This window comes from Streptococcus sp. 20925_1_22, from assembly GCF_041431685.1.
Lineage (GTDB): Bacteria > Bacillota > Bacilli > Lactobacillales > Streptococcaceae > Streptococcus.
Map to the genome: position 1 here is coordinate 295,896 of NZ_JAPVYE010000004.1, position 11,959 is coordinate 307,854.

The 11,959-nt window shown below is 47.9% G+C and carries 15 protein-coding genes; all 15 read left to right on the forward strand.

Annotated elements, in window-relative coordinates:
• Window positions 1–2: 2 nt before the first annotated feature.
• Entirely contained in the window at window positions 3–701 is a 699-nt protein-coding gene (locus tag O3621_RS07420) for a cobalt-precorrin-8 methylmutase (protein WP_002898267.1), read from the forward strand.
• The gene (locus O3621_RS07425; protein WP_371514013.1) at window positions 702–1,406 is read left to right on the forward strand and encodes a cobalt-precorrin-8 methylmutase; all 705 of its coding nucleotides are present in this window, start codon (window positions 702–704) and stop codon (window positions 1,404–1,406) included. It abuts the gene before it with no gap.
• Window positions 1,406–2,533, forward strand: coding sequence for a cobalt-precorrin-5B (C(1))-methyltransferase CbiD (gene cbiD, locus O3621_RS07430; RefSeq protein ID WP_371514014.1), 1,128 nt, complete (start codon window positions 1,406–1,408; stop codon window positions 2,531–2,533). The genes O3621_RS07425 and cbiD overlap by 1 nt, the downstream gene beginning before the upstream one ends.
• On the forward strand, window positions 2,524–3,156 hold the full coding sequence (locus O3621_RS07435; RefSeq protein WP_002929324.1) for a cobalt-precorrin-7 (C(5))-methyltransferase: 633 nt from the start codon (window positions 2,524–2,526) through the stop codon (window positions 3,154–3,156). Before cbiD ends, O3621_RS07435 begins: the two co-directional genes overlap by 10 nt.
• The gene (locus O3621_RS07440; RefSeq protein ID WP_371514015.1) at window positions 3,128–3,697 is read left to right on the forward strand and encodes a decarboxylating cobalt-precorrin-6B (C(15))-methyltransferase; all 570 of its coding nucleotides are present in this window, start codon (window positions 3,128–3,130) and stop codon (window positions 3,695–3,697) included. Before O3621_RS07435 ends, O3621_RS07440 begins: the two co-directional genes overlap by 29 nt.
• On the forward strand, window positions 3,697–4,470 hold the full coding sequence (locus O3621_RS07445) for a cobalt-precorrin-4 methyltransferase (RefSeq protein ID WP_002919595.1): 774 nt from the start codon (window positions 3,697–3,699) through the stop codon (window positions 4,468–4,470). Before O3621_RS07440 ends, O3621_RS07445 begins: the two co-directional genes overlap by 1 nt.
• On the forward strand, window positions 4,460–5,521 hold the full coding sequence (cbiG, locus tag O3621_RS07450) for a cobalt-precorrin 5A hydrolase (protein ID WP_371514016.1): 1,062 nt from the start codon (window positions 4,460–4,462) through the stop codon (window positions 5,519–5,521). The genes O3621_RS07445 and cbiG overlap by 11 nt, the downstream gene beginning before the upstream one ends.
• 77 nt (window positions 5,522–5,598) lie before the next feature.
• Window positions 5,599–6,324 (forward strand): precorrin-3B C(17)-methyltransferase, encoded by a 726-nt coding sequence (gene cobJ / locus O3621_RS07455; protein WP_002896461.1) that lies wholly within the window; start codon window positions 5,599–5,601, stop codon window positions 6,322–6,324.
• The gene (cobK, locus tag O3621_RS07460; protein WP_002932231.1) at window positions 6,321–7,070 is read left to right on the forward strand and encodes a precorrin-6A reductase; all 750 of its coding nucleotides are present in this window, start codon (window positions 6,321–6,323) and stop codon (window positions 7,068–7,070) included. The genes cobJ and cobK overlap by 4 nt, the downstream gene beginning before the upstream one ends.
• Window positions 7,071–7,088: 18 nt before the next feature.
• A complete protein-coding gene (gene cobA, locus O3621_RS07465) occupies window positions 7,089–8,528 on the forward strand; it encodes a uroporphyrinogen-III C-methyltransferase (RefSeq protein WP_371514017.1) in 1,440 nt (479 codons plus the stop codon).
• A 13-nt stretch (window positions 8,529–8,541) separates the two neighbouring features.
• Window positions 8,542–9,309 carry a sirohydrochlorin cobaltochelatase gene (locus O3621_RS07470; protein ID WP_371514018.1) on the forward strand — a complete coding sequence of 256 codons (768 nt, stop codon included), beginning with the start codon at window positions 8,542–8,544 and terminating at the stop codon, window positions 9,307–9,309.
• Window positions 9,310–9,318: 9 nt separating this feature from the next.
• Entirely contained in the window at window positions 9,319–10,020 is a 702-nt protein-coding gene (locus O3621_RS07475; protein ID WP_002929341.1) for a cobalt-factor II C(20)-methyltransferase, read from the forward strand.
• A 69-nt stretch (window positions 10,021–10,089) separates the two neighbouring features.
• Window positions 10,090–10,824: an energy-coupling factor ABC transporter permease gene (locus O3621_RS07480; RefSeq protein WP_002929343.1), complete on the forward strand. Its 735-nt coding sequence runs from the start codon at window positions 10,090–10,092 to the stop codon at window positions 10,822–10,824.
• Window positions 10,821–11,126, forward strand: coding sequence for an energy-coupling factor ABC transporter substrate-binding protein (locus O3621_RS07485; RefSeq protein WP_002929345.1), 306 nt, complete (start codon window positions 10,821–10,823; stop codon window positions 11,124–11,126). Before O3621_RS07480 ends, O3621_RS07485 begins: the two co-directional genes overlap by 4 nt.
• Before the next feature lie 116 nt (window positions 11,127–11,242).
• Window positions 11,243–11,917, forward strand: a complete 675-nt coding sequence (locus O3621_RS07490) for a CbiQ family ECF transporter T component (protein ID WP_042762980.1) — start codon at window positions 11,243–11,245, stop codon at window positions 11,915–11,917.
• Window positions 11,918–11,959 lie beyond the last annotated feature (42 nt).

The window sequence follows — 11,959 nt, forward strand, 5'->3', positions numbered from 1 at the left end:
CTATGACATATATCCAAAATCCTTCCTCTATCGAGGAAAAGAGTTTTCAAATTATTCAGTCTATGATTACTGAAAAAGATCCCGATTACGTCTTCCATTCGGAAATGGAAGAATCCATTATTAAGAGGGCTATCCATACGACGGGAGATTTCGATTATCTCTATACTATGCGATTTGAGCATGATGTCCTAAAAAAAATAGAAGAGGTAATCAGAGCTAAGGGGACCATTCTGCTGGACTCTAATATCTCTCTCAATGGGATTAACAAGCGCGTGCTTGACCAGCTGGGTGTGAGCTACCGCTGTTTGATCAGCGATGAAGAAGTGGTTGCGCTGGCCAAGGAAAAGCAGATTACCAGAGCTATGGCGGCTGTTGAGATAGCAGCCAAGATTGAAGGGCCTAAAGTGTTTGCCTTCGGTGGTGCTCCTACTGCCTTGTCTTATCTGATTGAGCTGGCAGATCAGGGATTGGTAGAAGCGGATGCAGTGATTGGGGTTCCAGTCGGCTTTATCAATGTCGAAGAATCCAAAGAGGAACTGCTTCAGTCAGGTCTTCCGGCCCTTGTCAATCTCGGCAGAAAAGGTGGCAGCACGATTGTAGTAGCCATTATCAATGCCATTATCTACCAGCTGAGAGAAGTGGTGACGGATGACTATGTCCGCTACTCTACACCATCCAGTAAAGAAGGAGGAAAGAACTAGATGTCCTATCTAAAAGCAGCACACAAGATTGAAGAAGCTAGTTTCAGCAAGATTCAAGAAATTATTGACCAAGAGCATCCAGATATTCATTTTTCGGATCCTTTCGAGGAAGCAGTGCTCAAGCGGGTTGTCTTTACCAGTGCAGACTTTGACTACCTCTACAATATCAAATTTTCCAATCAGGTTATTGAGAAAATTCTCTACGTCCTCCGAAACAATGGCACCATTTTTACAGATACAACCATGGTCTTGGGAGGTTTTAATAAGAAATTGCTGGATGACCTAGGTGTTTCCTACCGTTGTCTGGTCAATGAGCCAGCAGTCTTTCAGGAAGCTAAGGAAAAAGGAATTACTCGCTCCATGGCTGCTGTAGAATATGCAGCTAAAGTGGACGGTCCAAAGCTATTTGTCTTTGGGAATGCTCCAACGTCCATCTTTAAGGTTTTAGATATGGTCGAAGAGGGGAGCTTGCAGCCGGATGCAGTTGTCGGAGTTCCAGTTGGCTTTGTCGGGGCGGCAGAATCCAAGCTCAAACTGCATGAAAGTTCTGTGCCTTCTATTGCGGCACTGGGCCAAAAAGGCGGCAGTACCATTGCAGCAGCGGTCATCAATGCCATCCTCTACCAGCTCAAGCTTGACACTACAGACTATGAGCGTTACAGTGTTTCAGATAAAAAGCAGGCTCCGGAGAAAGGAGAGGGCTAATGATGGATGAATACGCTTATGTCAATGGAAAGAAATTAAGAAAAGGTTTTACAACTGGTACTTGTGCGACGGCAGCGACTGTTGCAGCCTTGAGCATGATTTTAAATCAGGAAAGAGAAGAAAAGGTTACTGTTCATACGGCTTCAGGTGTGGAAGTGACCATGGATGTTCACAATCCTTCCTTTGGAACAGAAGAAGCGACAGCGGCCATTGAAAAAGATGGCGGTGATGATGCGGATGCGACACACGGTCTCTTGATTTATTCGACCGTGACCCTTCTGCCAGATCAGAAGGAAATCGAGATTGACGGAGGTCAGGGCGTCGGGCGCGTGACCGAGAAGGGGCTGGCCTGTGATGTCGGCATGGCAGCCATCAATCCGACTCCTAGACGGATGATTGAGCAGCATGTCCGTGAGATTATCGGTCCCAACTGTGGAGCACGGGTTATCATTTCCGTTCCTGGCGGCGAAGAAACGGCCAAGCTGACCTACAATTCCAGATTAGGCATTGTCGGCGGCATTTCAATCTTGGGAACGACAGGGATTGTCAATCCTATGTCCGAGGATAGCTGGAAGGCGTCCATCACGATCGAGTTAACCATGCTCTATAATCAAGGACATCGCTCAGTCGTCTTGGTGCCAGGGAATTACGGTGAAGATTTTGCTACTAATACTGTGGGGATTCCAGCTGGGCGCATCGTCAATATGAGTAACTTTGTCGGCCATGTCCTCAAAGAAGTGCAGCGAATCGGATTTACCAAGGTTTTGATGATCGGTCACATGGGCAAGTTTGTCAAAGTGGCGGCTGGAATTTTCTCTACCCACAGCAAGGACTCGGATGCCCGTATGGAAACGCTGGTGGCTAATCTAGCCCTGATGGGGGCGCCCATGGAGCTGCTGGAAAAGGTTGATAAGTGCTTGACGACCGAGGCAGCTGGGACAGCCATTAAAGAATTTTCTTACGAGGGGGTCTATCAGGTCTTGGCAGATAAGATCAAGGCTAGAAGTGAGCGCCTGCTCCGCTATCGTAAGCCAGAAGTCAGTATTGAAGTGGTTGTCTTTGGGACTGAGGAAGGCTATTTGGCATCAACCCAGCCTTTAGAGCAGATAAAGGAGGAATGGACATGATTTATGTTATCGGAATTGGTCCGGGAGATCCGAGCTATGGTCTTCTGGGACAGGAAGCCTATTTTGAAAAGGCTGACCGCATTTTGGGAAGTGAACGCCATCTGGAAATTTTACCGCCAGCTTATAAGGATAAGGGCCTGGTCCCGCCTAAAAAATTAGCCGCGCTGGCAGAATTGCTGGAAAGCTTTGGTGAGGATGAAGAAATTCTATATCTGGCCTCAGGCGACCCGCTGATTTACGGCTTGGGCAAATGGCTGTCAGAGAAGTTCAAGGGGCGCGTGGTCATCTCACCGGGTATCAGCGCCATGCAGTATCTGGCCAGCAGAATTGCCCTGCCTATGAACGACGCTTATCTGACGAGCAGTCATGCTAAGGCACCTAACTTTGACTTGATTATGAGTCTGTCAAAAGTCTTTATGGTGACAGATCAGAAAGTTGGCCCCTACGAGATTGCTCAAGAGGCTGTTAAAAGAGGCTTAGATAAGGTACTGGTCATCGGCGAGCAGCTGAGTTATGAAGATGAGCGTATTACCATTCTGCCTGCGAGTGAGGTAGAAGATAGAGAATATGAAATGAATGTGGTGGTGGTGTTAGATGAGGGATTCGGAATTTATCAGGGCTAAAGTCCCTATGACTAAGGAAGAAGTCAGAGCCATCAGTTTGGATAAGTTGGAGCTGCATCGAGCCAAGCGCATGCTGGATGTCGGCTCTGGAACTGGCAGTGTTACGATTCAGGCAGCCCGAACCTATCCAGAACTGGAAGTGGTGGCAGTGGAGCGAAATGAAGACGCGGTGGCCTTGACTCAGGAGAATATCCAGCACTTTGGCTGCCACAATGTCCGTCTCCATCAAGGACTGGCTCCGATTGAGTTGGAAGGCAGCTTTGATGCCATTTTTGTTGGAGGAACCGGGGGCAATATGCAGGAGATTTTCGACTGGTGTGCCCAACTCATGGAGCCGGGCGGTCGGCTGGTCTTGAACTTTATCCTACTGGAGAATGCTCTGGAAGCAGCTCTAATAGCGGAGCAGATGGATTGGGAGGATCTAGAGATTGTCTCGGTTCAGGCTAGCCGCTGGACAGGTATAGGCAAGGGGCACTACTTTAAGCCTCAGAATCCGACCATTATCGTTTCCTGTAAGAAAAAAGAAAGAGAGGCTAATTGATGTCCAAAGTACATTTTGTTGGAGCTGGCCCAGGTGATGTGGAGCTGATTACGCTCAAAGGTTACAAGCAGCTGTCTGAGGCTGATGTGGTCATTTATGCGGGCTCCTTGGTCAATCCAGACCTGCTGAACTACTGTAAAGAAGGAGCTGAGATTCACGACAGCGCTAGCATGCACTTGATGGAAATCATCGATGTCATGGAGGCTGGAGTCAAGGCTGGTAAAGATGTAGTTCGCCTGCAGACGGGAGATTTCTCCATTTATGGCTCCATTCGAGAGCAGATCGAAGAGATGAAGAAGCGGGGTATAGAGTTTGACTGTACGCCGGGCGTCAGCTCTTTTCTGGGAGCTGCTTCCAGTATTGGGGCAGAGTATACTGTACCAGAGGTTTCTCAAAGCCTCATCATCACTCGGATGGCTGGCCGGACGCCTGTGCCAGATCGGGAATCCCTGAAAAGCTATGCTCAGCACCGGACATCTATGGCTATCTTCCTGTCCGTTCAAGGCATCGAAAAGGTCGTCAGCGAGCTGATTGAGGGTGGCTATCCTCCAGAAACACCTGTGGCTGTCATTTACAAGGCTACTTGGCCTGATGAAAAGAAGGTCTTTGGCGATTTGACAAATATTGCTGAGAAGGTCAAGGAAGCTAAGATTAGAAAGACAGCTTTGATTTTGGTCGGTGACTTTTTAGGTCAGGAATTCTACTATTCCAAGCTCTATCATGCGGATTTCCAGCATGAGTTTAGACGGGGGAAGAGCAGCCATGCCAAGTAATTCTCAACCTCGCTACGCAATCGCAACAGTGACAGCGGTCGGCAAGGACTTGGCTCTGACTCTGCGAGAAAAGCTAGGCAAGGAAATCCCTATCTATACGACGCCTCGATTGGCAGATGACAGGGTCATTGCCATTGAAGGACGAGTGATTGAGGCGCTTGGTCAGCTCTTTCAGGAAGTGGATGTTCTCATTTGTATCATGGCTATCGGGGCGGTTGTGCGAGCTATTGCACCAGTCTTGAAAGACAAGGCGAGCGACCCAGCAGTGGTGGTCATGGATGAGAAAGCGACGAATGTCATCAGCCTGTTGAGCGGACATCTAGGCGGAGCCAATCAAGTGACGCTAGACATCGCAGAATTGCTCGGTTCAAATCCTGTTATCACGACAGCGACAGATGTGCAGAATGTAACAGCCTTGGACAATTTGGCCCAATCAGTCAATGGCTGGCGGTCGGAATTGAGAGAGTTCATCAAACCTTTCAACAGCTATCTAGGCAGCGGTCGAACAGTCTATTTCTATCAGGAAAAGGACTGGGTCACTGACCTTCGCGGTCTGACTCTGGTGGATGAGGAAGAACTTGCGGCTGTTCTCAAAGGAACGGAACCGCTGATTCTCCTGACTGCTGAAAAAAAGGATATTCAAAGAGAAAACCTGGCTCTCATCTATCCTCAACCTTATATCTTAGGAGTTGGTGCTAGGAAAGATGTGGCTCCTGCTGTCTTCCGAGAAGGCTTTGAGGAATTCTGTCAGCAGCAGGGGATTTCTGCCAGTGAGATTTCCAAAATTGCCAGCATTGATGTCAAGAAGGATGAAGCAGCCATTCTGGCCTTGGCTGAGGAATTGGGCTGTCCCTTTGAGACCTTTAGCAAGGAGGAGCTGTCTGTCGTAGCAGACCGCTATCCTCAGTCAGAATTTGTCAAAAAGACAGTCGGAGTCGGCAGTGTCGCCTTGGCCAGCGCAGATCTGGCCAGTCAGGGTCAAGTCCTGACAGAGCGCTTTGCCAAGAATGGCTGTACCTATGCGCTTGCAAAAGCAATAACCAAAAAGTAAATCAAAAAAGAGCAGACGGTTTTATGAACCAACTGCCATTATATAATTTTATCATACCCATAAAGGAGAAAAAATATATGTTATACGTTATCGGATTAGGCCCAGGTAAAGAAGAATTGATGTCACAAGAAGCATTGGCTGCTATAGCCGATTGTGAAATTATCGTCGGCTACTCGACTTATATGCGGTTGATTCTTGATTTGGTCAAGGACAAGGAGCTCGTAGCGAATGGAATGCGCCAGGAAATCGACCGTTGTCAAAAGGCTATTGATTTGGCTAGAGAGACTGGCAAAAATGTCGGAGTTGTTTCTAGTGGAGATGCCGGAGTTTATGGAATGGCTGGCTTGATTTTAGAATTGCTGGGAGATGCCAGTGATGTAGAAGTTAAGGTGGTTCCAGGTATCACCGCTAGTCTGGGTGCTGCTGCAGTTATGGGTGCTCCCCTCATGAACGACTTCTGTCATATCAGTCTAAGTGACTTGATGACGCCTTGGGAAATGATTGAGAAGCGTCTGCATGCCGCAGCTCAAGGTGACTTTGTAGTCTGCCTCTACAACCCTCGGAGTAAGGGACGTCCAGACCATCTGACAAAAGCACTTTCGATTATGTCTGAGTACAAGTCAGAGGATACGATTGTCGGTATCGGTAAGGACATTGGCCGTAAGGATGAGGAAATCATCTTGACGACTATCAAAGACTTGGATGAGACTTTGGTAGATATGACGACAATCGTTATCGTTGGTAACAAAGAAACTTATGTTAAAAACGGACGCATGATCACACCTCGAGGATATACTTTATGATGAAATTACTGCTGGGAGGGACATCTGACAGCACCGCTATTTTAGAAGTGCTTGACCGCTTGAAAATTGATGTGACCAGCTCTGTTGTCACAGACTACGGCCGGCACTTGGCTTCCAAATACGGCCAGCCAGTCATTCAGGGCCGGCTGACAGCTGAGGACATGGTTGCCTTTATCAAAGAAAATGATGTGGATGAAATCATTGATGCAACCCATCCTTTTGCGGATATCGTTTCCAAGGAAGCCATTCGGGCGGCAGAGATGGCCGGTGTATCTTACCTGCGCTTTGAGCGTCAGGCGACCTTGGATTTGAGCGGAGCCATCGTGGTGCATTCGACCCAAGAAGCGATTGAAGAGATTGCCAAGCGCGGCTACAAGACAGTCTATCTGGGAACAGGCAGCAAGACCCTGCCGCTCTTTGTCAAGGGCCTACCAGAGCAGCGGATTGTCGTTCGCGTTCTGCCGACTTCGGAAGTGCTTCTGGCTTGTGAGCAGCTGGGACTGGTAGCGGATCAGATTGATGCGATCAAAGCTCCATTTTCCAAAGAGTGCAATAAAGAGCTCTTACTGCGTTCCGGAGCAGATGTCTTTGTTTCCAAGGAGAGCGGGACCGTCGGTGGTATTCGTGAAAAGATTGATGGCTGTCAAGAGCTGGGGATGGACTGCATTATCATCTCTCGGCCAATTGTGGCCTATCCGCAGATGGTTTCTAACTTAGAAGAGTTAGAGGCCTATCTGACAAAATAGCTAATAAAAGGAGAAAAAATGTCCGGTTTAGTAACATTACTGGGAGCAGGTCCAGGCGATGCGGAGTTGTTGACCCTCAAAGGCAAGAGACGGCTTCAAGAAGCAGATGTCTTGGTCTTTGACCGCTTGGTCAATCAAGAGCTCTTTCAGCATCTAAAGTCTGACTGCGAAAAGATAGATGTGGGTAAAAAGCCAGGCCAGCCCTGTATCCGACAGGAAGAGATTGAAAAGATTCTCATCGAAAAAGCCCGTCAGGGTAAGCGGGTAGTCCGCCTCAAGAGCGGTGATCCCTATATCTTTGGCCGAGGCGGAGAAGAAGGAGTTAAGCTAGTGGAAGCTGGTGTGGACTTTGAAGTGGTGCCAGGCATCACTTCTGCTGTGGCTGGTCTGACCTATGCTGGGATTCCTATGACTTATCGGGATGTAGCGACTAGCTTTCATGTCTTTACAGCCCATCTCAAGGATGAGACAGAGATGCTCAACTGGGAAGCCATTTCTGAGCTCAAAGGAACCTTGGTCTTTCTTATGGGTATGAAAAATCTGCCTTCCATCGTCCAAGAGCTGACGGCTAGAGGCTATGGAAAGGACAAGCCAGCCGCCATCGTTGAATGGGGAACCCATCCTCAGCAGCGCTCGGTGGACGGAACCTTGGGCAACATAGTAGAACTAGCAGAAGCTGAAGACTTTAAGGCACCCAGTGTCATCGTGGTAGGTGATGTCGTGGCCTATAGACAGCAGCTGAATTTCCATGAGAATCTGCCGCTTTTCGGCCGTAAAATCCTCATCCAGCAGTCAGAGACTGGCAGACTTCCTCGCTTGCTCAAGGATGCTGGGGCTGCGCTGACTACTTTCCCATCTCGAGATTTGGTTGAAGAGTTAGAATTGCAGCTGCCGGACTTGGAGCAAGTAGACGGTCTCCTCTTTGCAGACATGCAGAGCTGGCCGCTCTTCTTGAAATCCCTCCGCAAGGCAGGCAAAGACTTGCGCAGTTTGCCGCACATCCGCTTTGCAGCTATCGGCCATCATACGGCTAAGTCTATTGAAGCGAGCGGCATTGTGCTGGATCGGATGACGCCTCAGCAGTCGGATGTGGATTTCGCGGCTGCTCTGGAAAAAGAAGGCAGCAACTGGTATATTCTGACTGCTGAGCATAAGAAAGCCAGTCTGGCAGAACTCTATTCGCTGCCGATTATTGCTAGTCACAGGCTGGCCTTTGACAGTCAGATTAGCAGTGACAATTGGTCAGAGATTGAAGTTGTTTGTCTTCCGAACTCTGCTGCGGCCATGAACTTTGTCGCAGCCAGTCAGGAAGCTGGATTTGACTGGAAAAATGTCCCTATCGTTGTCATGGGTGCCAGCACGCGGTCTGTTTTAGAGGAAGCAGGCTTTAGCAAGATTGTTGAGACAGATGAAGCGACTATCGCTTCCATCATTGACAAATGTCGGGAAATTCTCTGAAAGGATACAGGTCATGAGTAAAGCTATAGTAGTAGTCAGTTTCGGAACGACCTATCCCGAGACCAGACGAAAAACAATCGAGGCTTGTGAGCAAGCTATTCAGGAACATTTTCCAGCCTATCCGGTCCACCGAGCTTTTACCTCAAATGTCGTTAGACGGCGGATTAAGAAGCAGGAAGGGCTAGATATTCCTACGGTCAAAGAGGTTTTGGAGCAGCTCCTGGAAGCGGGTACTGAAGAGGTCTATATCCAGCCTCTCCATGTCATTTTGGGCAGCGAGTATGAGAAGATTCTCACCCAAGTCAAAGAGTTTGAATCAGCTTTTAAAAAGCTGGTCGTTGCCAAGCCTCTGCTCAACAGCCAGGAAGACTATGAGGCTGTCAAGGATATTCTGCTGGAACGGTATGGCCATGAGGGGCAAGATGCAGCAACAGTTTTGATGGGCCACGGCAGCCAGCATTATGCTTTTACAGCTTATGCAGCCTTGGATCATATGCTGAAGGGAAGCTCAGTCTATGTCGGTTGTGTAGAGAGCTATCCTCCAGTTGAGCTGATTGAGCAGGAACTGAAGAAAGAGGGCGTCCGAGAAGTGCATCTGGCACCTTTCATGCTGGTAGCGGGTGACCATGCGACCAATGATATGAGCTCAGATGAGGAAGGTTCTTGGTATCACTTCTTCAAGGAGCAGGGATATGAGGTTAAGGCCCATCTGGTTGGTCTGGGCGAATACCCTGAGGTTCAGCAGCTCTACATCCAGCATTTAGAAGAAATCATCGAATAGGAGGAAGGAATGGCAAAATTTTACGGAATTGGTGTGGGACCGGGTGATAGCGAGCTAGTGACTATCAAGGCCAGTCGGCTTTTGGAAGACTTAGATATTCTCTATACACCAGAGGCTAAGAAGGGGAGCAAGAGCTTTGCATTAGGTATTGCAGAACCCTACCTGAAAGAGCATCTGGAAATTAAGCAGCGGCATTTCCCTATGGTTCGTTCCAATTCGACCAAAGAAGTCCAGTGGCAGGCCATCTCGGCTGAAATCGCAGAAGATGTCAAGTCTGGCAAGAATGTCGGCTTTATCACACTGGGTGACCCCATGGTCTACAGCACTTACAGCTATCTGCTGGCCCTGCTGGAAAAGGAAATCGACTGTCAGACCATCCCTGGTATAACCTCTTTCTGCAGCATGGCTTCTGAGCTAGGTCAGCCCCTGACTATGGATGAGGAGTCTCTGGCGGTCATGCCGGCTACGGCTTCTGCTGAGAAGATTGAGGCGGCGCTTGAGCTGCATGACTCGATTGTGCTGATGAAGGTGGCCAATCATCTGGATACCGTCCTGCCCCTGCTCGAAAAGCTCGGTCTCTTGCAGCAGACTTTTATGGTCAGCAATTCTTCGACGGATAAACAGCAGACTCTGCTGGGACTCGAAGGAATCACACCAGAAACCAAGCTGCCTTATTTTACTACCCTCCTCGTGAAAAAGAAGATTTTTTAATATCAGAGCCCATGTTCGTGGATAAACATTTATCCTTTTGAGCTTAGGTTCTTAGTAAAGGAAAAAAACATGAAACTATTGAAAAATAAAAAAGTAACTTTTGTGGCCTTGCTGGCTATTTTGGCGGTACTGAGTACCCAGTCTGTGTCAGCTATGCATATCATGGAAGGCTATCTTCCACTCTTTTGGTGTATCTTCTGGTTCGCCGTATTCCTGCCTTTCTTTGTGGTCGGCTTGATGCGCATCAAGAAAATCGTTGCAGAGGATCCAAATTCCAAGACCATGCTGGCCTTGTCCGGTGCCTTTATCTTTATCCTGTCTTCTTTGAAGATTCCATCTGTGACAGGATCTAGCTCTCATCCGACAGGGGTTGGTCTGGGAACTGCTATGTTTGGTCCATCCGTTATCAGCGTTTTGGGAACCATCTGCTTGCTCTTCCAAGCTCTTCTTTTGGCTCATGGTGGCTTGACAACTCTGGGTGCCAATGCCTTCTCAATGGCCGTGGTTGGTCCATTCGTTGGTTATTTCGTTTACAAGTTTGCTAAATCGCTTAAGCTGTCTACACCGGTTTCTATCTTTATCTGTGCTGTGATTGCTGACTTGGCGACCTATGCGACAACTTCTATCCAGCTCGGTTTGGTCTTCCCAGATGCTAACAGCGGTTTTGTTGGTTCTGCGTTGAAGTTCATGGGTGTCTTCTTGACCACTCAAATCCCGATTGCTATCGTAGAAGGATTGCTGACAGTTGTCCTCTATAACTTGATCTCAGAAAATATCAAAGAAAGAGCAGGTCTGTTCAAATGAAAAAATATAAGAATCTCATCTTGATCTTGGCTGCAGTAGCCATCACTCTTACTGCCTTTGTCTTTGCCCCTAAGGGTGTTGAATATAGCGGAACAGATGACGCTGCTGAGCAGGCCATCAGCTCTATCCAAAAGGACTACGAGCCTTGGTTTTCACCGATTTTTGAGCCAGCTGGTCCAGAAGTAGAAAGTCTGCTCTTCACCCTGCAAGGCAGTATCGGAGCGGGTATCATCTTCTATGTCATTGGCTACCACAAAGGAAAAAAACAGGGCCAACAAAAGGAAAACTCTGAACATAAATAAAAGTATTCAACAGTAAGAGCGAGCTCTGGTTCTTGATAGCGATTCTGCTTGTTTGGGACCGGAGCTGCTCTGTACTGGGGGCATGGTAAAAACAAAGCTAGAAAGGAGACCTCCACTTGTTTGCGATTGATAAATACGCCTATCAAAATCGGCTGAAAAATCTACCGGTTGCTTATAAATTTGTCATCTATGTGCTCTTGTTAGCTGTCAGCTTTTCTGGTGTCAGGAGTCTGCAGCTAGGACTTATCGTCTTGGTGGCGCCTCTGACTTGTTATGTGGCTCGGCTTCCGTGGCTGCGCTATCTGAAGTGGTATCTGCATGCCAGTATCTTTATCCTGATTAGTCTCTTGACCTTTGTCTTGACCTATCAGAATAGTCAGGAGCAACTCTTGCTGGCCTTGCCTTTAGGTCAGGGCTACCTGGGCATCAGCCAATCCTCTGTCCAGCAGACCATTTTTATCCTCTTGCGCATCTATTCATCCTTGGTTTCGACTTATTTCTTTGTCCTGACGGTGCCTTTTGCTCAGATGCTGCGGCTTTTTAAAGCTATGCATGTTCCACGGGTACTGCTAGACTTGATTGTCCTCATGTATCGCTTCATTTTCCTGGTCTTCTATGAGTTTGTGACCATTCGGGATACCTTGGACTTGAAATTCTCCTTTTACAATAAAAGGAAGCAACACCAAGCCTGGGGCAGATTAGCCAATACTCTTTTTGTTAAATTGCTGGATGATAATCAGCATTTAAATGAGGTGCTAACGCTAAGATTTGATGCAGAGCACAGTGAATAATAAAAGCGCATTTACAATAAGACTGCTTTTATACTATAATGG

Bases quoted from the DNA above. Each gene is read 5' to 3' on its own strand.
- O3621_RS07420 (WP_002898267.1), top strand. From the start codon at position 3: ATGACATATATCCAAAATCCTTCCTCTATCGAGGAAAAGAGTTTTCAA.
- O3621_RS07425 (WP_371514013.1), top strand. From the start codon at position 702: ATGTCCTATCTAAAAGCAGCACACAAGATTGAAGAAGCTAGTTTCAGC.
- cbiD (WP_371514014.1), top strand. From the start codon at position 1,406: ATGATGGATGAATACGCTTATGTCAATGGAAAGAAATTAAGAAAAGGT.
- O3621_RS07435 (WP_002929324.1), top strand. From the start codon at position 2,524: ATGGACATGATTTATGTTATCGGAATTGGTCCGGGAGATCCGAGCTAT.
- O3621_RS07440 (WP_371514015.1), top strand. From the start codon at position 3,128: ATGAGGGATTCGGAATTTATCAGGGCTAAAGTCCCTATGACTAAGGAA.
- O3621_RS07445 (WP_002919595.1), top strand. From the start codon at position 3,697: ATGTCCAAAGTACATTTTGTTGGAGCTGGCCCAGGTGATGTGGAGCTG.
- cbiG (WP_371514016.1), top strand. From the start codon at position 4,460: ATGCCAAGTAATTCTCAACCTCGCTACGCAATCGCAACAGTGACAGCG.
- cobJ (WP_002896461.1), top strand. From the start codon at position 5,599: ATGTTATACGTTATCGGATTAGGCCCAGGTAAAGAAGAATTGATGTCA.
- cobK (WP_002932231.1), top strand. From the start codon at position 6,321: ATGATGAAATTACTGCTGGGAGGGACATCTGACAGCACCGCTATTTTA.
- cobA (WP_371514017.1), top strand. From the start codon at position 7,089: ATGTCCGGTTTAGTAACATTACTGGGAGCAGGTCCAGGCGATGCGGAG.
- O3621_RS07470 (WP_371514018.1), top strand. From the start codon at position 8,542: ATGAGTAAAGCTATAGTAGTAGTCAGTTTCGGAACGACCTATCCCGAG.
- O3621_RS07475 (WP_002929341.1), top strand. From the start codon at position 9,319: ATGGCAAAATTTTACGGAATTGGTGTGGGACCGGGTGATAGCGAGCTA.
- O3621_RS07480 (WP_002929343.1), top strand. From the start codon at position 10,090: ATGAAACTATTGAAAAATAAAAAAGTAACTTTTGTGGCCTTGCTGGCT.
- O3621_RS07485 (WP_002929345.1), top strand. From the start codon at position 10,821: ATGAAAAAATATAAGAATCTCATCTTGATCTTGGCTGCAGTAGCCATC.